Here is a 19,589-nt window from a genome sequence, read left to right on the forward strand (position 1 = left end):
AACATTCTGCTGATAGAATTATGCAAAACGTGAAAAGGCCTCTTTTAAAGCAGTCATATTAGATTTGATTTCTTCGTTATCAAAAGCAGAATAACCAAACAGCAAACCATTCAAATCATTTCTTTCACCGCAGTAATTTGAAAGCGCCGCTGCATGAATATTTACTTTGGCGGCCTTCTGCTGCAAATCAACATCCTTATATTTTTTATTTAAATAAGCAATGTTGTGCAAACCGGCATGGCAGCTATCCATCGTACCAAATCCTGCAAGATGTTTATTAAATTCTGAAATCAAAACCTGCTGTCGTTCCTCGTAGATTACCCGCATCCGCCGTAGATGCCTTCCAAAATGGCCTTCTTCCATAAAGCGGGCCAGAATCAATTGTTCCAGCATCGGCGCATTACGGTCAACAACCGTTTTTGCAAGTGTAAATGGCTCCACCAGGGTTTCCGGTACAACCATGTAACCCAATCTTAAACCGGGATAAAGCACCTTGCTAAACGTACCAATATAAATCACGGGACTTTTATCAGCCATTCCCTGTAAAGAAGAAAGCGGATTTCCGGTGTAGCGGTATTCACTGTCATAATCATCTTCTAAAATTAGTGCAGAATTGTTTACTGCCCACTGCAATAGCTCGAGCCGTCTTTTTAAGGACATAGTTGGCCCCAAAGGAAATTGGTGCGAAGGTGTGCTGTAAATTAGTTTTGCTTGTGTGGCGGATTGTTTGATTTTTTCAATATTAATTCCATCGGAATCAACAGGGATGTAGGTTATCTTTGCACCTGTAGTTTTAAAAACTTCCAGGGCGCTCTGATATGTCGGGTCCTCAACAATAATTTCGTCATTACTATCTAAAAACATTTTGGCGGCAAGCAATAATGCCTGCTGTGCACCGTTGATAATAATAATCCTGCCGGCATCGCATTTTACACCACGCGATTGTCTTAAATAAAGCGAAATCATTTCGCGCAGCGTTAATAATCCACGCGGATCGCTGTAACCCATTTCGGGGTGTGAAAGATCTTTTGCGCTTTTTTGAGCAATTTTCGACCACAGCTCGTAAGGAAAATCTTTCAACGATGGTATGCCGACCTGGAAAGGCCTATATCCGGTATATATGTAATTTTTAAAAATGGATTTGTCCAGCCTTTTAGCAAACTCAGAAAAGTCCGGCATAACAGGTTCTTCGTTAATGGACGATGTGGTTGGCTTTACGGTTAAAAACTTTTCCGGCAGATTGTTGCATACAAAAGTCCCCGATCCAGGCTGTCCAAATATATAGCCTTCTGCCATTAGCAGATCAAAAGCATTTTGCACAGTTGAGCGGGACACTTTACAGAATTTGGCGATAGAGCGTGTTGGAGGTAATTTTTCGCCCGGATTAAATCTTTTCTCCAAAATCGCACTGCGTATGGAATCATACATTTGGTAATAGACCGGCTGATCGCTGTTACTTATAAATTCTTTAAAAAACAGGTCTGATCCTTTTCCAAGCATAAAACAATCTCCATTATAATTGGCCTGCCAATATATAAACAAATGGATCTTTTGATCAAGCCAATTTTTTATAGATTAATTTCAACTTTTAAACAATGGAGGTGAAATGCCCAAAGATTATTCCAAAATTCCAATAAACCAAGCCCGTAGAAAAGACCGTGAAACAGACGAATTTGCAGTTAAAGATTTTTTAAAAACAGCACCCTACTGCTCAATTGCCAATATCCATAATGGACAGCCTTTTATCCATACAAATACCTTTTACTTTGATGAGCAGGATAATGCCATTTATTTTCATACTGCTGCAGAAGGCCGTTTTCGATTTAATGTTGAAAATAATAACAAAGCCTGCCTGTCTGTTTCAAAAATGGGTCGTCTTTTACCTGCAAAAGAGGCAATGGAATTTAGTGTGGAATATGAAGGAGCGCTTGTTTTTGGAAAAGTTCAAATAGTTGAAGATAAATTCACACAAAAAAGAGCACTTCAAAATTTATTAGACAAGTATTTCCCACATTTAAAACCAGATGTGGATTACACGAGCACCACGGATAAGGAACTAAAACTTACAGCAGTTTACAAAATGGATATTGAACAAATGAGTGGCAAGAAAAAACAAGAAGCTGATGATTTTGATGGTGCCTTTTATTATGGAGGACTCAATGCTTGAAATAAGATTAAACTGTGAAAACTGTGATACTCCCTTACCTAATGACAGTACGGAAGCGATGATCTGCACTTTTGAATGTACTTATTGTATAAACTGTGTAGAAAACATTCTGATGAATGTGTGCCCAAATTGTGGAGGCGGATTTGAGAAGAGACCTACAAGGCCAAAAGCATTACTGAAAAAACATCCACCAAGTAAAGAAAAAGTTTTTAATCCTGTCAATATTGAAAAGTTTGAAAAAGTTTTAAACCGTAAAAAAAATATTGACCCAAGAAAAAGGTAACAAGATATGATTCCTAATTTCTATTTATTTATGATCCTGATTTTAGCTTTTTATGCAACACCCGGCCCGGCAACTATAAGCATTGTCGCCAGTGGCGTATCTTATGGTTTTAAAAAATCTATAGCTTACGTCTGGGGTACTATTTCCGGTGGTAGTATTGTAATTATATTATCTTTTATTGGAGTTTCCTCTTTAATAAGCATCCATGAAATTGTTTTGACAATTCTGAAATATATATCGCTGGCTTACATGCTCTATCTTGTTTATAAAATTTGGAATACCAGCCATATCGAGATTTCGGATTCCAAACCATTGTCTTATATGAACGGGGTTTTGTTGAATGTTCTCAATCCAAAAGCCTACATAGTTACCGTTGCCCTATTTACACAATTTCTTGCAACAAGCAGCGGATTTATTATCGGTTTGCTTATAATAATTTCTTTTATGATTATCGGATTTTCTTATTGTTATCTTGGCGAGACAATGTTCAAAATACTTTCAAAAAAGAAGATTTTTAGCAGCATTAATAAAATTATGGCTGTTCTGTTATTGGCAACAATTGTCTATTTGTCTATGTTGGATCAATAGATGGTTATACAGTCAATCAATTAAAGGAAATAAATATGATTGCAAGAATATGGCATGGCCGAACTAAAATTGAAAACTTTGAAGAATACACAGATTTTTTAAAACGTGTCGCAATTCCTGATTATCAAAAAACTGAGGGATTCATAAAGTTAACATTTTTAAGAAATCAGAAAAACAATGTTGGACACTTTACTTTGGTAACGTTTTGGGAAAGTTTAGATATAATCAAAAATTTTGCCGGTGAAGATTTTGAAAAAGCGAAATATTATCCGGAAGATAAAAATTATTTGCTGGAATTTGAAGAGAATGTAACTCATTATGAAGTTTTTGCAGATTAAAAATTATAAAACAGATTGAATCATGAAAAAAAGAATAAAATATAGAATAGCAACCCTCGATGATCTCCCGGCAATGGAAAAAATTGGGGATCACTTGTTTGATAATCCTATTAAACCGGATCGTGCCAAGGAGTTTTTAAATGATCCTCGCCACCATTTGGTTTTAGCATTTAACGGTGAAAATATTGTGGGGATGGCTTCTGCTTTTCATTATGTTCACCCAGACAAGGATCCGGAGCTCTTCATTAATGAAGTGGGGGTAATTGATGAATTTCAAAATCAGAGTATTGGACGAACCCTAGTAAAAATAATCCTTGAAGAAGGAAAAAAGCTAAACTGCACCGGAGCCTGGATAGGAACAGAGGTATCCAATATTGCCGCACAAAAATGTTATAAATCAGCCGGAGGAGTTGAAGACGAAGAGAATTTCATTCTTATAAATTTTAAAAAATTGTAAAAATTATTCGACTTTTTCATTAATTGAAACAGGTTTTAAACAATGCTTATTAGATCTCTGTTTCTGTTCTTTAGAAGCAAGCCAGCTAAATGGTATAAACCAAACCGCAATAATTAAATAAGTTATTGTATCACTTCCTCCCAAATAGGATGCCAACAAAATAGTTGCTGCAAAAAATAAAGCTACCCCAATTTGTAATGCTGCTATTTTTCTTGAATTCATATTTCCCTCTTTTTTATTAGTAATAAGTTTTTACAATGTTTCTCCGGTACTAAAATCTTTATCAAGAACACCAATTTCTTTTAGTTTGTTCTCCAACTTACTAATTCTTTGATAAGAAATAAGTGCGAAAGACAAACCGGACATCCCAAAAACAAATCCTATTATTCCCAATGATTCCATAATAAGCTCCTTTTCTTTTTAATACTTTAGTTTTCAATTATCCAATCAATTGTTTTGTACGTCTTTTTTATACACATCAAAATTCATGTCCTCCAGCCGTTGATTGCGCAGCAAAGAACCAAGTCCTATAAACATGATAAACTGCAAATAGAAACTCATCAAAACAGGTTCATAATAATCAAGATTAAACTCATCTATTGCTTTAATTGCTATTAAGAAAATGCTTGCCACAATACTCATGTATACCAAAGATTTAATTGTAACTTCAACTTGCCTCATTCGGTCTTCAACTGCCTGGTGAGGATCCAATTTCTTTCCATACAGGTTCCAAAAAATGATACCGGCAAAGATTAAGTTACTAAATACCAGGGATAACACTATTACAAAGGTTTTGTTCTCAAAATCAAAGCTGAATCCATACAAGCTGTAAAAGAATGCAATACAAGCAACAATCAAAATAAAAGCAAAACTAACCGCTACCGAAGACACATAATCAAACAAATTGCGTGGCTGTAAATTTGCTTTTCTGGTTGTACGCATATCTGCTTTACGCATCATTTTAAAATATGCAAAGCCTGATATTTCCATTAACAAAAGTGGTATCATTTGTAAAAAGAAATATGCAATTGGAATAGCTTCTGAAACTTTTCCCACAGATGAATTATCCCAAACTCCAATAACAACGATTACAATTAATCCAATCGCTAAAATTATGAAATTGATTATTTTATAAATAAGCTGACCTGCTTTATAATAGTCAGGATGTTTTGGATAAAGTTTCGGATATTCTTCAGGAGGGAACGTTTTTAAAACGTAGCTTATCCGAATTAGAATCTGCTTTGGATAATAATATGAAATTAACAGAATCTGGCCTAAAAATACAAAGTAAAATAGAATATTTTCCAACATGTTTTTTCTCCTTAAATTTTTCTTTTATTCATAACATTGCCAAAAGCAATACGGATTTCCGAATCCGTAACGCCTGCTTCTCTAAAGGATAAAATTATTTCTGCTAACCGGGTTTCTACCCATTCCTTTAAATTAACAGTGCTATTGGCAACCGCATCCGGATGGATAAAAGTGCCACGATAGCCTTTGGCCTGAATCACGGAATCCCGTTCTAACAGCCGGTATGCTTTGGCCACTGTCTTGCTGTTAAGGTTAAGATCATTAGCCAGCTGCCTGATTGATGGCAGAGGCGCACCAGGTTTTATATTTCCTTTAATAACCGCTTCTTTAATTTGTGCGATCAGTTGTTCAAACAAAGGTGTTGCGTCTTCAATATCTATTATTATTTCCATGATTTATCTTGTCCCAGTTGTACCGTGTGGTGTAATGGTACATAAGGATCTTTAAAAATGCAAATAAAAATTTTTAGTTTACGGTCATATCCCGCACCAAGTCGTTTGAAAAGTTAATTGTTTGTCGGCTTTTGAATAATTAAATTCCAATCTGATTTCTCACCTAAACCTGGATGAATTATGAAATATTTTATTACAATAATATTTATAGCATTACTATTTACGTCTTGTAAAACACAATCACCATCAATGGATGAAATTGCTGAAAGTTATGTCCGGCTATCCCTGGAGATTGGTCTTTATGACAGCGACTTTATTGATGCCTATTATGGGCCTGAAGAGTGGAAACCAAAGGTAGAAAAGTCAGATTCATTACCTTCGGATAAGTTTATTAATCAAGCGAATGCTTTGTTAAAGCAATGCGAAAATGTGGACCAAACGAATTATAAAGAGATTGACAAAGCGCGTCTTTCGTTGATGAAAAAACAACTGATTGCAGTAAAAACCAAAGTAGAAATGATGGCAGGGAAAGTTTACAGTTTTGATGAAGAAGCCCGCCTGCTATACGATACTGATCCTCCTCATTTTACTGAAGATTATTTTGACAACGTTTTGGCTGAACTGGAAAAAACTGTTCCCGGAAAAGGCGATTTATCCACCAGATATAACGAATATGCCAGCCAGTTTATTATTAAAAAAGACAAACTTGACATCGTTTTTAAAAAGGCCATTGATGAAGGCAGAAAAAGAACAATGAAATATGTTGATTTGCCTGAAAATGAAAACTTTGTTTTGGAGTTTGTAAGTAATAAAAGCTGGGGCGGCTATAATTATTACCAGGGAAATAGCCAAAGCCTCATTCAGATAAACACTGATTCTCCAAGTTTTATCCAACGGGCAATTGATACTGGCTGCCACGAAGGCTATCCGGGTCATCATTTTTTAAATGCGCGTCTTGAGCAAAACCTGGTAAATAAAATGGGATGGAAAGAGTTTTCAGTTTATCCGCTTTTTACACCGATGTCACTAATCGCGGAGGGAACTGCTAATTATGGAATTGAAGTGGCTTTCCCAGGAGAAGAAAAAATCACATTTGAAACTGAAGTGCTCTATCCTTTAGCAGGATTGGATCCGGCAAAAGCCGTGCAGTATTCAAAAATTTCAGAACTAAGATCCAAACTTGGCTATGCAGGCAATGAAGCAGCACGTAAATATCTTAATGGAGAAATCTCCCGCGAAGATGCTGCAAAATGGAATGAAAAATATTTGTTGATGACACCCAAACGAGCATTACAAAGGATAAGTTTTGTTGATCAGTATCGCAGCTATGTCATCAATTATAACTGGGGAAAAGATCTTGTTAAAAAATTTATAGAATCAAATGGCGGCACAGCAGATAACCCGGAAAAACGCTGGGAACTATTTATAGACTTGGTCAGCAATCCACATTCTGCAAGTGACTTAAAATAAATATCACCTATTTAATAAAAGGCATTCTGTCACAAGGATGCCTTCATATGAAGTAATACCCACTCAAACTATGTATTTCCTGGTTAACCACAAAAAACTTTAAAACCGGATTAATTATTTTACAAATTTTCTACTTTTCCAGGGAATTGATTTGATTTATTTGGGGTTATATTTACAACCTAAAGAGTAAAGATTTTTACGAGAAAGAAGGCTTCTTTGGAAATAAAAAGAATTGTTCCAAACATTAGTTCAAATCAATTTGAAATAAGTAAACAATTTTATATCGACTTTCTCGGGTTAAAATTAGTAATGGATATGGATTGGATTTTGACATTTGCATCTGAATCAAATCCGACTGCACAAATTTCTATTGTCAAAGAAGAAAAAATCCACACTAAAAATTCCGATATTATGATTTCTATCGAAATATCTGACGTAGACATAGTTTATGATAAAGCCAGGTCTTTAGGTTTGAAAATAATATATCCAATAACGAATGAGCCTTGGGGAGTAAGGCGATTTTTTGTTAAAGACCCAAATGGCGCAACTATAAATCTACTAAGCCATGTTCACATATAAAAAGCCGGAGAGAAAATGAAAGTTAGTGGAATATTTGAAGTAATCCTTAAACCATTAGATTTTAGCTCACCGGGAATCGAAGGAGTCAATCTGGGAAGAATGTCCATTGACAAAACTTTTTCTGGAGAATTGAACGCAACAAGTAAAGGTGAAATGATTAGTGCGATGACCCCGGTAAAAGGTTCAGCCGGATATGTAGCTATAGAACAAGTTACGGGAAGTTTAGAAGGGAAAACCTGTGGTTTTGTTTTACAACACTTTGCAACAATGGCCAATGGAGAAAACCGACTTATACTTGAAGTTGTGCCTAATTCAGGAACAGGTGATCTGGTTGGTTTATCCGGAAAAATGTCAATCAATATTGAAGATGGTAAACATTTTTATGAATTTGAATATACTCTGAGCAAATAATTTTAGGGTGAAAAAATGAAAAGTAATGCGACCAACGTTGATCAGTATTTACAGGAAGTTCCGGAAAAAAGAGTACAAGCAATTACTAAATTACGAGCTTTATGTAAAGAAATATTAGTTGGCTATGAAGAAAGTATGATTTGGAAAATGCCATCCTACAAAAAAGATCAGGATGTGGAAGTGGCTTTTGCCAGCCAGAAACAACATATCTGTGTTTATATTTTAAAACACGAAGTCATGCTCAATAATAAAGAACTTTTAAAAGGATTAAATCACGGGAAAGGTTGCATCCGTTTTTCCAATCCCGATAAAATTGATTATGATGTCATTACAAAGCTGCTAAAGGAATCGACAAAATCTGAAGCAGGTATTTGCTAACTTTCTTTCAAATGCATTACAAAAAAAAAGAGGCGTCCTGAAATAAATCAAAATACCTCTTTTTGCATTTACTTATGTATGGTTAGCTTATTCTTGCAACCACAGTAATACTATAAATACCCAAACCACTTTTGTTATATTTCTCCATTTGCAGATCATCAAGATAAGTTTTTAACAACTCATCCGGTAATACTATTTCTCGGGATTTTTTTACTTCAATATCTTTGAATCCGGCATCTTTAACAATTTGCAAGTATTCTTCTCGCTGCAAAGCCCCGGAAACACAGCCCGCATACATCTCTGCTGATTTCTTTAAGCCCGCCGGAATTTCTCCTTCTAAAACTATATCGGAGATGCAAAAATGTGCACCAGGCTTTAATACGCGGTTAATTTCATTAAAAGCTTTTTCCTTATCCGGCACAAGATTGAGAACGCAATTACTGACAACCACGTCACTCATATCATTTTCAAGAGGAAGATTTTCAATATCACCTAATTTGAAGTCGATATTTTCAAAACCCAACTTTGCTTTATTGGCATTTGCTTTTTCGATCATTTCCGGTGTCATGTCTATGCCGATTACTTTGCCACTTTCACCTGCTAATTGTCTGGCCACAAAAACATCATTGCCGGCGCCAGAACCTAAATCTACGACAGTCTCACCCGCTTTTATTTCTGCAAACTCCGTGGGAATTCCGCAACCAAGCTGAAGATCAGCATCGGCCACATAGCCATCCATTTTTGTATAATCCAGGCTGAATGCTGAATAATCAACCTCCTCAGTTCCACAGCCGCATGAGGATGGTCCACAACATGAAGTATCATTTGTAACGATTTCGGCATATTTATCTTGTACAATCTTTTTTAGATCTGCTGCACTACTCATTTGCTTCTCCTTTCTTTTCTTTTATTTTTGCTGGTTTTTCATCAGGCGTGCAACATGCCGTTTTGCCACAGCAAGAATTATTTACAGTATTGTCTTGACCTTTGCTCATGATATTACTCCTTTTTTTGGTTTCTTTAATTTTAATTTTTAGTTTGTTGGGCCCGCCGAAACAAATTCCTTGATCTTCTTAATGCCATTCCTACAGGTTTTAACCAGGAATCTAATCCCTGGCTTCAGCTCCACGACAAAGAAATTCGGGGATGACATTTCGATCAGCACTCTTAGCAACATTTAAAAGTTGAAAAAAGTTTTGTAAAAGCAGCTTTGGTTTTTTCAACAATTGCCTCATTCAAACAATAGCATGTACGTGGCCCTTCTATCTCTCCCTTTATAAGTCCAACACGTTTTAACTCCTTTAAATGCTGGCTCACTGTGGATTGCGACAAAGGTAACCTGTCTACAATCTCTCCGGTAATGCAGGAATTCAATTCATTTAAGATCCTAAGAATACTAATTCGTGCCGGGTGAGATAATGCTTTTGCTATATCAGCAAGCTGTGTATCGATTTGTTCAAATGTTTCTGTTTTTGCAACGGGCATATATTCTCCATTTATCGTTCATCGTAAATATACGATTAATTAATTCTGAAATGCAAATCTTTTTTGTAATTTAGTTTTTGAATGGATGATGATGAGCGAAATAATCGCTCAAATTCGGTTGTTAGTTACGTAGTTTCAAAATGAATGGATGGGCCGTTTTAATATTATGCATAGCTTTTCAAATCCAGAAAAACTCCACGTCTTTGTGAAGGCATTCAACATCTATCGGTGTGCTGCCAAAAAGTTCACCATCAGGGATTAATACTTTTGGAATATCTGTTTCAATTCGGATTTTTTTCGCCTTAAAAACTTCCACCTTCTCATCAAGAACATGTTCACCTTTAAAGATAGTAGGCAATAGTTTAATTATTCTACCTCGTGAAGCTTTATTTGCAAGAATAATGTCAAGATAGCCATCGTCAATTTTGGCATCTGGAGCCATAATAAAAGTTGAACCCGTGTATCGTGTGTTGGCAATCTCCACAAATATACCGTCTCTTTGAACAGTTTTTCCATCCATTATTAGTATCATTTTAAAAGATTTTAAGAAAGCAATTTGGTAAAGCACCCCAAGCAAATACGAAAGTTCGCCAAGTGATTTTATTTTTTCTACGGATACGCCAACATCTGCTACAAAACCGATTCCCATAATATTCAAATAATGATAGGTCTTCCCTTCTGTAGTTAATCGGACAGAATCAATTTTCTTAGGTTTGTTTTCAGAAATAATATCGATAGCTTTTTGCCACTGGTATGAAGTAAGACCGAGTTCTTTGCCAAATGCATTACCCGTCCCGATTGGCAGTAAACCGAGTGGAGGCTTATTTGCACCTGAGTTTTGATAGTACCCATTAACAGTTTCAAATAAAGTTCCATCTCCTCCTGCTGCAATAACTCCTTCATATTTTGCAAGATTTGCATTTTTGACCAGCTCAATTCCATGCCAGCTGTATTCAGTTATTAGAACTTCAACATAAATTTTTTTTTCTTCAAAGTAGGATTTTACTTCCGGTAGTATTTTTGCGGCTCTTTTTCCACCCGACTCTGGGTTATAAATGAGTAGTAACTTCAAACAATCCTCCGAAAATCATTGTTCTGATATTAAGTTTTTAATTTTCTTTTTTGTATAATCCCGTAAACTAACCGTATCCATGTCATTAATAATATTAATACCAATAATTTCACCAAATTTTAACCGTATTCTTCCAGGATTGATTAATAATGAAGTTTTATTATTTACCCTAAACATATCCAGAATTGCAACCGGGATAATTTCTTTTTGAGTCTTCTTTGCAAGGTGAAAAGGTAGTTTTTTAAACGGTCTAAGTTCTCCATCACTTGTTCTTCCACCTTCAGGAAAAATAATTAATGATTTTCCTTTCTGTAAGAATAATTCGGCTTCGGTATAACTTTTTATGGATGCATAAATATTTTCGCGCTCAACCGGAATATTGCCTAAGCGCCGCATGACCCAACCATACAATGGCCATTTATGCTGACGCGATGCTTCAATCCCACGCACAAATCCTGGAATAAATCCACCAACCAAAGGAATATCAAAAAAGCTTACATGATTGATCATATAAATGTAAGATTGGCTGGTATCTACTTTTTCCAGGAATTCTAATTCTATTTTAAAGAAAATAAATCTAAATAATCCACGAAGCATTTTCTTAACAAGCCAATCAAATTTTTCGACTGGCAAAAGAAAAGAAAGCAAAAGTGTAATCAGTAAAAAACCAGTGTAATACAGGCCTCCAATAATCCACAAAAATATGGATAAAACATATTTCATGGACAAAAAACCTCGATAGCCTGGTGCAGGCATTCAATTTCCACCGGCGTGCTACCAGCTAATTCACCATCGGGTGCAAGTATTTTGGGGATATTACTATGGATGGTTATTTTCCTGGCTTTGAATGCTTCAACTTCATCCATATTTACATGAGTACCGTTAAAAATAGTTGGGAAAAGGCGCAAAAGTTTTCTCCGCGAAACTTTATTTAGCAAAATCACATCAAGAAAACCATCATCAATTTCGGCCTCAGGTGCCATTAAAAATGTAGATCCTGTCCAACGGGTATTTGATATTTCTACAAATATGTTTTCCCGTTCATAATTTTTACCATCAAGTTTAATTTCAATTTTGAAAGTTTTCAAAAATACCATCTGATAAAAAACCCCAACTGTGTAGGCAAAATTTCCAAGAAACTTAAGAGGATGTGCAGTAACGCCAACATCAGCAACAAAACCAAGTCCAAGAATATTAAGATAATAAAATATTTTCCCTTCGGTCGAAAACTGGGCGACATCTACTTTACGTGTTTTGCCTGAACAAATGATGTTAATTGCTTTTTCCCACTCAAATGTGCGGAGATCTAAATCACGAGCAAAAGCATTTCCGGTACCCATGGGCAGGAGTCCAATAGGAGGCTTTCCAGAACCTCTGTTTTGATAATAGCCATTGATCACCTCAAACAGGGTTCCATCACCGCCGGCCGCAATTACACCATCGTATTTTTGCAGATCACTGTTCTTTACAAGCTCAATACCATGCCAGCGGTATTCTGTCAGTTTTACATCCAACTCAATACCTTTTTCCACAAACCTGGTTTTAATTTTGTTAAATATTTTTCCGGCTTTTTTATGCCCGGCATGAAGATTGTAAATAAGAAGCAGTTTCAAATCATTCCTTTCCAAATTGTAAACTAAAAATAAACAAGTGATACAAAACATTCAATTTGCTATGAAAATGAAATCAGGAAATAAGAATTCCTGGTACTTGGATTCATTGAAATTAAATTCAAAAAAAAGTATTTATTGACTGATTATTAATTGCACTGGGCATATTTATTTTTTACATTCCCTGTGAAATATTTCACACTGTGAATTAATTAACGGTAAATTAAGATGCAGCTACCAGAAAAAACAATTGAACGGCTATTGCTTTATAAAGTATTGCTGTTGGAACTAAAAAACCTGGACAGAACAAATATTCATTCTCATGAGCTGGCAGAAATAGCAAATAACAACTCTGCGCAAGTACGTCGTGATATTATGGCTACAGGCTTTACCGGAATACCCGCCAAAGGCTATCAGATTAACGATCTTATTAATAAAATAAAAGAGACATTAAATCTTAATTCCAAGATAAATATGTGTCTGGTAGGAATTGGAAATTTAGGAAGTGCAATTATTCATTTCTTTGGAGAACATAATACCCGTTTTGAGTTAAAAGCCGCTTTTGATACAAATCCGCAAAAAGTAAATAATACAATTGCAGGCTGCAAAACATATAAAATGGATGATCTTTCCAGTATTATAAAACAAGAAAAAATAACTTTGGGGATTATTGCGACACCAGCTTCAAATGCTCAACAGGTTGCAAATAGTCTTGTCGAAAATGGTATAAAAGGAATTTTCAATTTTACATCACATCCTTTACAAGTACCGAAAACGGTTAAACTAAACCGCTTAGATATAACATTGCAATTAGAGAAGTTGGCTTTTTTTAGTCATTAAAAAAAAAAATTAGATAACTTTGTGAATTTTTTCATTTAAGAGGAATTTATGGGAACGCAACTACAAAATATTTTAGATAACAATGCAGGAAGAGGTAGAGAAAGTTTAATTCACATCCTTCAGGAAGTTCAGGAACAACAGGGTTATTTGTCACAGGAAGCTGTTATTGAAATTGGAGCCCATTTAAAATTACCAACAAGTAAAATTTATGGTGTTGCTACTTTTTACAATCAATTCCGGTTTAAACCATTTGGCCAATATCACATCCAGGTTTGCCGGGGAACAGCCTGCCATGTTAAAGGCTCTGCTTCAGTGCTTAATACCCTTCAGCAGGAATTAAAAATTAAAGCAGGAGAAACAACCCGGGACGGATTATTTAGCATTGAAGTTGTTGCATGCATTGGCGCCTGTGGTTTAGCACCGGTTATAAGTATTAATGGTGAGTTTTTTGCGGGCGTTGACAATGCTGCAACTCGTAAAATTCTAAAAAAATACAAAAGAAGTGCAAAAAAACAGGAGGTTGAAAATGCATAACTTTACACCTTCTGCGGGAAGAGATAATAGTCTTTTTGATAGCATTGTGCACTTTTCTGAACCTTTAAAAAGAGTAACTCAAAAAAAAGTAAATATTTTCCGTCGTGAAATTATTGAAAAACCAGTTTTTTATATAGGTGCAGGAACATGCGGACTTGGCGCGGGGGCTGATAAAACAAAGAAAATTTTGATAGACTATCTTCAAAAAAATGAAATTGACGCAGATGTAATTGAAGTTGGCTGCATTGGCCTTTGCTCTGCCGAACCACTTGTTGATATTCAGATTCCCGGAAAAACCCGCCTGGTTTACAACAATGTTACAGAAGATAAAATAATCGCTATAACCGAAGCGGCATTAAAAGGAAAAATTACCCTTGAAAACATTCTTGCCCAACACCGTAACAAAAACCTTACTCACTGGGAAAATATTCCATTTTTAGATGAGCATGCTTTTTTCAGACAGCAAACACGGCGTGTTCTTAAAAACTGTGGTATAAATGATCCGGCAAATATTAATGATTATATCGCCAATGATGGTTACAAGGCATTTTCCAAAACATTGCATACCTACAAGCCTGAAGAAGTATGTGAGATTGTTGAGCAAAGTGGTTTGCGCGGTCGTGGTGGCGGTGGTTTCCTGACAGGCAAAAAATGGAAATTTGCACTTAATACAAAAGCCGATCAAAAATATATGATTTGTAACGCGGATGAAGGCGATCCCGGCGCATTTATGGATCGTGCAATTATTGAAGGTGATCCGCACAGTGTCCTTGAGGGTTTGGCCATTTCTGCTTATGCCATTGGTGCAAGTAAAGCTTATATCTATATCCGGGCAGAGTATCCATTAGCAATAGAACGTTTGATTCAAGCTATTGATCAGGCAAAAAATTATGGCCTCCTGGGTAAAAACATTCTTGGTAAAGGATTTGATTTTGACATTGTGATTAAAAAAGGGGCCGGTGCTTTTGTTTGTGGTGAAGAAACAGCCTTAATTCACAGTATTGAAGGAAAACGTGGAATGCCAAGACCCAGACCGCCCTTTCCTGCTGTTAAGGGATTATTTGGAAAACCAACAGTGATCAACAATGTTGAAACAATGGCCAATATTGCCGGCATTATTCTTAATGGCGCCCATTGGTATAAAAGTATTGGCACTATGGACAGCCGCGGTACAAAAGTTTTTGCTCTATCAGGAAAAGTAGAACGCACGGGCCTGGTTGAAGTCGCCATGGGCATTAATATCCGCGATATAATTTTTGATATTGGTGGCGGAGTAGAAAATGAAGGCCGTTTTAAAGCTGTTCAATTTGGCGGCCCTTCCGGCGGATGTATTCCTGAACAACACCTTGATATTCAAATTGATTATGAATCTTTAAAAACAGTCGGTGCCATGATGGGATCTGGCGGGATGGTTGTTATGGATGAAACAACCTGCATGGTCGATCTTGCTAAATATTTTATGAACTTTATTCAAAATGAAAGCTGCGGAAAATGTATCCCATGCCGGGAAGGCACACGGCAGATGCTTGATGTTTTGGAAAATATTTCCAGTACAAAAAGCGATCCGTTATCCCGTTTTAAAAGTGTTATGTACCTGCCTCGTTTAGCTGAAGTAATTCAGGAAACAAGTTTATGTGGATTGGGCCAATCGGCACCCAATCCTGTACTAAGTACCTTGCGCTGGTTCCGCCACGAATACGAAGAACATATCTACGAAAGGAATTGTTCTGCCGGTGTCTGCCAGGATATGTTAACTTTTGCAATTGATAAAATTAAATGTATCGGCTGTATGGCTTGTGCACGGAAATGCCCGAATGATGCAATAATTGGTGATAAAAAGGAAGCTCATTTCATCCTTGATGATAAATGTATCGGTTGTGGTGTTTGTAAAGATGTTTGCCGCTTTGACGCGGTTTCTGTTAACTGATTTCGGAAGGAAAAAAAATGTTTGAAATTGAAGTGAATGGACAAAAAATAGAGGCTATTCCCGGGGAAACAGTTTTATCGTCTTTAGAACGCTCAGGAATTTCTGTTCCAACCCTGTGCCATATTAAAGATATGATTCCAAGTGGTGCCTGCCGTATTTGTTCAGTTGAAGTGGAAGGACAAAAAAGTTTAATACCAAGCTGCTCGTATCCTGTTTATGAAGGAATGAAAATAAAAACAAATTCTCCACGTGCAATAAGGGCACGTAAAACTATTGTGGAGCTTTTACAAGCCAATCACCCTGATGATTGTTTGTATTGCGTTCGTAATACGGATTGTGAACTCCAGTCATTATCCGCCCAACATGGCATTCGTGAAAAACGTTATATCGCTGAACCATGTAAACACCCAACTGATGTTTCGTCTTCAGCCATAATCCGCGAACAGGATAAATGTATTTTGTGCGGCAAGTGTGTGCGTGTTTGTGAAGAAGTGGTTGGTGTCGGGGCAATTGATTTTGTTAACCGTGGCAGCAAAACCATTATCGCGCCTGCCTTTGAGCAAGGGATGAATGTCTCCAGTTGTATTAATTGCGGCCAATGTGTGGTTGTTTGCCCAACCGGTGCCCTGCGTGAAAAAAGCCATATAAAAGAAGTTACAAATGCTCTTCAGGATCCTGAAAAAATTGTAGTTATACAGCATGCCCCGGCAATCTCAGTTACAATTGCAGAAGAACTTGGCCTGCAGGATGCAAAAGAAGCAGACAAAATTATGGTGAATGCATTAAGAAAACTTGGCTTTGACAGGGTTTTTGATACCTCATTCTCAGCCGATTTAACCATTATGGAAGAAGCCTCTGAGCTGGTGCAGCGTATCCAAAGCGGTGGCACTTTACCAATGATGACCAGTTGCTCTCCGGGCTGGGTAAAATATATGGAGCAGTCTCATCCGGAATTATTGGACAATGTATCTACATGTAAAAGTCCACAGCAAATGCTTGGTGCAATTATAAAAAGCTATTATGCGCAAAAAGAAGGCATCGATCCTAAAAATATTTACAGTGTTGCAGTTATGCCCTGCACCGCCAAAAAATTTGAAGCCGGTCGCCCGGAACTTGGTTCGAATGGTTTATCCGACCTGGATGCAGTTTTAACAACCCGTGAGCTAATCCGCATGTTTAAAATGTTTGGGGTTCAATATAATTCTTTGGTTGCAGCTGAACCCGATTTGCCATTTGGCGAACGAAGCAGTGCCGGAAAACTATTTGGCGGAACCGGTGGTGTTATGGAAGCTGCATTGCGAACAGCACATAAAATGATTACCGGAAATGAGATGGACGAACTGGTTGTAAAGCAGGTTCGCGGACTTTGTGCATTTAAAGAAACAAAAATAAAAATTGGCGACATGGAACTTGGCATCGCTGTGGCAAATGGTATTAAGAATGCAAAAAAAATCCTCCAGGAAATAAAAGATGGCAGAGATGATATCCATTTTATTGAAGTAATGACCTGCAATGGCGGATGCATCGGCGGCGGCGGCCAACCTTGCAACACCAACATGGATAACATCAAAACGCGGCTTAAATCACTTTATCAAATTGATACAAATGCGCCTGTCCGAACATCACATGGAAATAAAGCAATAAAAGAATTATATGATGATTTTCTTGGTGAGCCTTTGGGTGAAAAAAGCCATGAATTGCTTCACACTCATTACTCAGCCCGTGACGTTTTACTTTAAGGAAAAATTGTGCAAGCAAGCGATAAACTAATCACAACAAAAAAAGAATTATGCCGGGTTTGTTATACCTGCGTTCGCGATTGCCCCGCCAAAGCCATACGAATTAGTAGTGGTCAAGCCGAGGTAATACAAAGCCGTTGTATCGGTTGTGGCAACTGTGTTTTGGTTTGCAGCCAAAATGCAAAACAATATTATAGCTCAATTGATGAAGTCAACGCGACGCTTTTGTCCGGCGTCCGGACTGCGGCCATTATTGCACCAAGTTTTCCTGCAGATTATCCTGATTTGGATTATCAGCAATTGTGTGGCATGGTTCGTGGACTCGGTTTTGATATCGTAAGTGAAGTATCTTTTGGTGCTGACCTGGTTGCACAGGCTTATAAAAAACTTGTGGCTAAGCATGATGAAAACAGATTTATTGCCACTACCTGCCCGGCTGTTGTTTCTTTTGTTGAAAAATATCATCCTGAACTGGTTTCTTCACTTGCTCCGGTTGCTTCTCCAATGGTTGTGATGGGCCGGGTTTTAAAACGCATTCATGGCGATGATTTGCGAATTGTTTTTATCGGACCTTGTTTCGCTAAAAAATCTGAAATAACTCGTTCAGGGGAAGATTGTGTTATCGATTCTGCCCTGACATTTAAAGAGCTTAACCAAATGCTGGATAGCACAGGTATTAATAGTGCAAATGTTCAAAAGTCTAACTTTGATCCTCCATTACCCGGCTTAGGTTCTCTTTTTCCAATAAGTGGTGGAATGCTTCAGGCAGGTGATATGACAGAAGATTTACTTACTGCAGATGTGGTTTGTGCGGATGGAAAATCCAACTTTACACACGCTTTAAAGGAATTTGAAAATGGCTCCCTGGATGCAAAGTTGCTTGAAGTTTTGTGTTGCCAGGGCTGCATAATGGGTCCCGGTATGAGCAACGATCTTCCGTATTTTTCACGGCGAACAGCCGTTAGTAAATATGCCCGCGAAAGATTGAAAAGCGTTGATCCCGATATTATGCAAAACCAATATGATACTTTTTCCGATATCGATACTGGAAATACGTATCGACCAGATGACAAACGTCTTGCCCTGCCTTCGCCAGTTGATTTGCAAAATATTATGAAACGAATGGGCAAAGTGAATGATGAAGATGAATTGGATTGTGGCGCCTGTGGTTATGCTACCTGCCGTGAACATGCTATTGCGATTCATAAAGGCCTTGCAGAAAATGAAATGTGCCTGCCAAATACGATTGACCGCTTAAAAAAATCGCTTACAGATTTAAACATTTCAAATGATAAACTTTCCAAAACGCAGGTGGCGTTGATCAATGCTGAAAAACTGGCCGGTATGGGTCAGCTCTCCGCAGGGATTGCCCATGAAATTAATAATCCCCTTGGCGTAATTTTACTTAACTCTCAATTAATGCTTGATGAGTGTAAACCTGATGATGACAATTTTGAGGATATCAGCCTGATTGTTGAGCAGGCCGAGAGGTGCAAAACCATTGTTTCCGGTTTGTTAAATTTTGCCAGAAAAAATGAAGTGAACCTGGAGATTGTAAATATTAGCGCCTTAATTGACCGCTGTTTAAAAACAATTATTTTACCAAAAAATATTCGTGTTATTGTGGAGCATAAAATCCAAAACCCGCAAGTTGAAATTGATGAAGGACAGATGATTCAGGTATTAACCAACCTGTTCAAAAATGCAATTGAAGCTATGCAGGATGGTGGGGAATTACATCTGAAAACACATGACAAAGGACGTTATTTCAAAATTATCGTTTCTGATACCGGAACAGGCATACCCGAGAAAGTAAAGAAAAAGATTTTTGAACCGCTGTTTACAACAAAAAAAGTTGGTAAAGGTACGGGGCTTGGATTAGCTGTAGCGTATGGAATAATTAAAATGCATCGTGGCAAAATTGACGTGCAATCAAATGCTGATCCTGAAAAAGGTAAAACCGGGACAAAATTTTCAGTCACGCTACCAAAATGTTAATAGTTAAATC

At 37.0% G+C, this 19,589-nt stretch carries 24 protein-coding genes; 14 read left to right on the forward strand and 10 right to left on the reverse strand.

Going from position 1 to position 19,589, the window contains the following annotated elements; translation table 11 throughout:
- Positions 1-18: 18 nt before the first annotated feature.
- On the reverse strand, positions 19-1,500 hold the full coding sequence (locus tag HND50_12400) for a PLP-dependent aminotransferase family protein (GenBank protein ID NOG46033.1): 1,482 nt from the start codon (positions 1,498-1,500) through the stop codon (positions 19-21).
- 106 nt (positions 1,501-1,606) lie between these two features.
- Here HND50_12400 and HND50_12405 point away from each other — a divergent pair, with 106 nt between their 5' ends.
- From HND50_12405 to HND50_12425, 5 genes are read left to right on the forward strand one after another with little or no spacing between them, the layout of a single operon-like run.
- Positions 1,607-2,167: a pyridoxamine 5'-phosphate oxidase family protein gene (locus HND50_12405; GenBank protein NOG46034.1), complete on the forward strand. Its 561-nt coding sequence runs from the start codon at positions 1,607-1,609 to the stop codon at positions 2,165-2,167.
- Positions 2,160-2,450 (forward strand): DUF1272 domain-containing protein, encoded by a 291-nt coding sequence (locus HND50_12410; GenBank protein ID NOG46035.1) that lies wholly within the window; start codon positions 2,160-2,162, stop codon positions 2,448-2,450. The genes HND50_12405 and HND50_12410 overlap by 8 nt, the downstream gene beginning before the upstream one ends.
- Positions 2,451-2,456: 6 nt before the next feature.
- The gene (locus HND50_12415) at positions 2,457-3,038 is read left to right on the forward strand and encodes a LysE family translocator (protein ID NOG46036.1); all 582 of its coding nucleotides are present in this window, start codon (positions 2,457-2,459) and stop codon (positions 3,036-3,038) included.
- A 35-nt stretch (positions 3,039-3,073) separates the two neighbouring features.
- Positions 3,074-3,376, forward strand: a complete 303-nt coding sequence (locus tag HND50_12420) for an antibiotic biosynthesis monooxygenase (protein ID NOG46037.1) — start codon at positions 3,074-3,076, stop codon at positions 3,374-3,376.
- A 22-nt stretch (positions 3,377-3,398) separates the two neighbouring features.
- Positions 3,399-3,833, forward strand: coding sequence for a GNAT family N-acetyltransferase (locus tag HND50_12425; GenBank protein ID NOG46038.1), 435 nt, complete (start codon positions 3,399-3,401; stop codon positions 3,831-3,833).
- Positions 3,834-3,836: 3 nt separating this feature from the next.
- Here the strand turns inward: HND50_12425 and HND50_12430 are convergent, their stop codons facing one another.
- The 4 genes from HND50_12430 to HND50_12445 are packed head-to-tail and all read right to left on the reverse strand — an operon-like array spanning position 3,837 to position 5,536.
- A complete protein-coding gene (locus HND50_12430; GenBank protein NOG46039.1) occupies positions 3,837-4,055 on the reverse strand; it encodes a hypothetical protein in 219 nt (72 codons plus the stop codon).
- Between the two features lie 30 nt (positions 4,056-4,085).
- On the reverse strand, positions 4,086-4,235 hold the full coding sequence (locus tag HND50_12435) for a hypothetical protein (protein ID NOG46040.1): 150 nt from the start codon (positions 4,233-4,235) through the stop codon (positions 4,086-4,088).
- A gap of 45 nt (positions 4,236-4,280) precedes the next feature.
- Positions 4,281-5,144: a hypothetical protein gene (locus HND50_12440; protein ID NOG46041.1), complete on the reverse strand. Its 864-nt coding sequence runs from the start codon at positions 5,142-5,144 to the stop codon at positions 4,281-4,283.
- Positions 5,145-5,155: 11 nt separating this feature from the next.
- Entirely contained in the window at positions 5,156-5,536 is a 381-nt protein-coding gene (locus HND50_12445) for a GntR family transcriptional regulator (GenBank protein NOG46042.1), read from the reverse strand.
- Positions 5,537-5,716: 180 nt separating this feature from the next.
- On the opposite strand from HND50_12445, the gene HND50_12450 reads away from it, so the two are divergent.
- The 4 genes from HND50_12450 (at position 5,717) to HND50_12465 (ending at position 8,374) form a co-directional block, all read left to right on the forward strand.
- Complete coding sequence (locus HND50_12450) at positions 5,717-7,006, forward strand: hypothetical protein (GenBank protein NOG46043.1); 1,290 nt, start codon at positions 5,717-5,719, stop codon at positions 7,004-7,006.
- 222 nt (positions 7,007-7,228) lie between these two features.
- Complete coding sequence (locus HND50_12455) at positions 7,229-7,585, forward strand: glyoxalase (protein NOG46044.1); 357 nt, start codon at positions 7,229-7,231, stop codon at positions 7,583-7,585.
- Between the two features lie 15 nt (positions 7,586-7,600).
- Positions 7,601-7,996, forward strand: coding sequence for a DUF3224 domain-containing protein (locus tag HND50_12460; GenBank protein NOG46045.1), 396 nt, complete (start codon positions 7,601-7,603; stop codon positions 7,994-7,996).
- A gap of 15 nt (positions 7,997-8,011) precedes the next feature.
- A complete protein-coding gene (locus tag HND50_12465; protein ID NOG46046.1) occupies positions 8,012-8,374 on the forward strand; it encodes a DUF1801 domain-containing protein in 363 nt (120 codons plus the stop codon).
- An 82-nt stretch (positions 8,375-8,456) separates the two neighbouring features.
- Here HND50_12465 and arsM read toward each other — a convergent pair whose 3' ends face one another.
- The 5 genes from arsM to HND50_12490 all read right to left on the reverse strand — a co-directional run bounded on the left by arsM (position 8,457) and on the right by HND50_12490 (position 12,544).
- On the reverse strand, positions 8,457-9,260 hold the full coding sequence (gene arsM / locus HND50_12470) for an arsenite methyltransferase (protein NOG46047.1): 804 nt from the start codon (positions 9,258-9,260) through the stop codon (positions 8,457-8,459).
- A 281-nt stretch (positions 9,261-9,541) separates the two neighbouring features.
- On the reverse strand, positions 9,542-9,859 hold the full coding sequence (locus HND50_12475; protein ID NOG46048.1) for a winged helix-turn-helix transcriptional regulator: 318 nt from the start codon (positions 9,857-9,859) through the stop codon (positions 9,542-9,544).
- A gap of 178 nt (positions 9,860-10,037) precedes the next feature.
- Positions 10,038-10,931, reverse strand: a complete 894-nt coding sequence (locus tag HND50_12480; protein ID NOG46049.1) for a diacylglycerol kinase family lipid kinase — start codon at positions 10,929-10,931, stop codon at positions 10,038-10,040.
- Positions 10,932-10,946: 15 nt separating this feature from the next.
- Positions 10,947-11,654: a 1-acyl-sn-glycerol-3-phosphate acyltransferase gene (locus HND50_12485; protein NOG46050.1), complete on the reverse strand. Its 708-nt coding sequence runs from the start codon at positions 11,652-11,654 to the stop codon at positions 10,947-10,949.
- Entirely contained in the window at positions 11,651-12,544 is an 894-nt protein-coding gene (locus tag HND50_12490) for a diacylglycerol kinase family lipid kinase (protein NOG46051.1), read from the reverse strand. The genes HND50_12485 and HND50_12490 overlap by 4 nt, the downstream gene beginning before the upstream one ends.
- A gap of 225 nt (positions 12,545-12,769) precedes the next feature.
- Between HND50_12490 and HND50_12495 the strand changes: the two genes are divergently transcribed.
- Genes HND50_12495 through HND50_12515 form a run of 5 tightly spaced genes read left to right on the forward strand, consistent with a single transcriptional unit; the run spans position 12,770 to position 19,579 of the window.
- Complete coding sequence (locus HND50_12495) at positions 12,770-13,381, forward strand: redox-sensing transcriptional repressor Rex (GenBank protein NOG46052.1); 612 nt, start codon at positions 12,770-12,772, stop codon at positions 13,379-13,381.
- A 48-nt stretch (positions 13,382-13,429) separates the two neighbouring features.
- Positions 13,430-13,915, forward strand: a complete 486-nt coding sequence (gene nuoE / locus HND50_12500) for an NADH-quinone oxidoreductase subunit NuoE (protein ID NOG46053.1) — start codon at positions 13,430-13,432, stop codon at positions 13,913-13,915.
- Entirely contained in the window at positions 13,908-15,842 is a 1,935-nt protein-coding gene (locus tag HND50_12505; GenBank protein NOG46054.1) for an NADH-quinone oxidoreductase subunit NuoF, read from the forward strand. Before nuoE ends, HND50_12505 begins: the two co-directional genes overlap by 8 nt.
- Positions 15,843-15,859: 17 nt before the next feature.
- Positions 15,860-17,581 carry a 4Fe-4S binding protein gene (locus HND50_12510; GenBank protein ID NOG46055.1) on the forward strand — a complete coding sequence of 574 codons (1,722 nt, stop codon included), beginning with the start codon at positions 15,860-15,862 and terminating at the stop codon, positions 17,579-17,581.
- Between the two features lie 9 nt (positions 17,582-17,590).
- Positions 17,591-19,579 (forward strand): 4Fe-4S binding protein, encoded by a 1,989-nt coding sequence (locus tag HND50_12515; protein NOG46056.1) that lies wholly within the window; start codon positions 17,591-17,593, stop codon positions 19,577-19,579.
- The last annotated feature ends 10 nt before the right edge of the window (positions 19,580-19,589 follow it).

The sequence above is a fragment of the Calditrichota bacterium genome (assembly GCA_013112635.1).
Taxonomy (GTDB): domain Bacteria; phylum Calditrichota; class Calditrichia; order Calditrichales; family J004; genus JABFGF01.

Excerpts from the sequence above, each read along its gene's own strand:
- HND50_12400 (NOG46033.1), bottom strand. The coding sequence starts at position 1,500 with ATGCTTGGAAAAGGATCAGACCTGTTTTTTAAAGAATTTATAAGTAAC.
- HND50_12405 (NOG46034.1), top strand. The coding sequence starts at position 1,607 with ATGCCCAAAGATTATTCCAAAATTCCAATAAACCAAGCCCGTAGAAAA.
- HND50_12410 (NOG46035.1), top strand. The coding sequence starts at position 2,160 with ATGCTTGAAATAAGATTAAACTGTGAAAACTGTGATACTCCCTTACCT.
- HND50_12415 (NOG46036.1), top strand. The coding sequence starts at position 2,457 with ATGATTCCTAATTTCTATTTATTTATGATCCTGATTTTAGCTTTTTAT.
- HND50_12420 (NOG46037.1), top strand. The coding sequence starts at position 3,074 with ATGATTGCAAGAATATGGCATGGCCGAACTAAAATTGAAAACTTTGAA.
- HND50_12425 (NOG46038.1), top strand. The coding sequence starts at position 3,399 with ATGAAAAAAAGAATAAAATATAGAATAGCAACCCTCGATGATCTCCCG.
- HND50_12430 (NOG46039.1), bottom strand. The coding sequence starts at position 4,055 with ATGAATTCAAGAAAAATAGCAGCATTACAAATTGGGGTAGCTTTATTT.
- HND50_12435 (NOG46040.1), bottom strand. The coding sequence starts at position 4,235 with ATGGAATCATTGGGAATAATAGGATTTGTTTTTGGGATGTCCGGTTTG.
- HND50_12440 (NOG46041.1), bottom strand. The coding sequence starts at position 5,144 with ATGTTGGAAAATATTCTATTTTACTTTGTATTTTTAGGCCAGATTCTG.
- HND50_12445 (NOG46042.1), bottom strand. The coding sequence starts at position 5,536 with ATGGAAATAATAATAGATATTGAAGACGCAACACCTTTGTTTGAACAA.
- HND50_12450 (NOG46043.1), top strand. The coding sequence starts at position 5,717 with ATGAAATATTTTATTACAATAATATTTATAGCATTACTATTTACGTCT.
- HND50_12460 (NOG46045.1), top strand. The coding sequence starts at position 7,601 with ATGAAAGTTAGTGGAATATTTGAAGTAATCCTTAAACCATTAGATTTT.
- HND50_12465 (NOG46046.1), top strand. The coding sequence starts at position 8,012 with ATGAAAAGTAATGCGACCAACGTTGATCAGTATTTACAGGAAGTTCCG.
- arsM (NOG46047.1), bottom strand. The coding sequence starts at position 9,260 with ATGAGTAGTGCAGCAGATCTAAAAAAGATTGTACAAGATAAATATGCC.
- HND50_12475 (NOG46048.1), bottom strand. The coding sequence starts at position 9,859 with ATGCCCGTTGCAAAAACAGAAACATTTGAACAAATCGATACACAGCTT.
- HND50_12485 (NOG46050.1), bottom strand. The coding sequence starts at position 11,654 with ATGAAATATGTTTTATCCATATTTTTGTGGATTATTGGAGGCCTGTAT.
- HND50_12495 (NOG46052.1), top strand. The coding sequence starts at position 12,770 with ATGCAGCTACCAGAAAAAACAATTGAACGGCTATTGCTTTATAAAGTA.
- nuoE (NOG46053.1), top strand. The coding sequence starts at position 13,430 with ATGGGAACGCAACTACAAAATATTTTAGATAACAATGCAGGAAGAGGT.
- HND50_12505 (NOG46054.1), top strand. The coding sequence starts at position 13,908 with ATGCATAACTTTACACCTTCTGCGGGAAGAGATAATAGTCTTTTTGAT.
- HND50_12510 (NOG46055.1), top strand. The coding sequence starts at position 15,860 with ATGTTTGAAATTGAAGTGAATGGACAAAAAATAGAGGCTATTCCCGGG.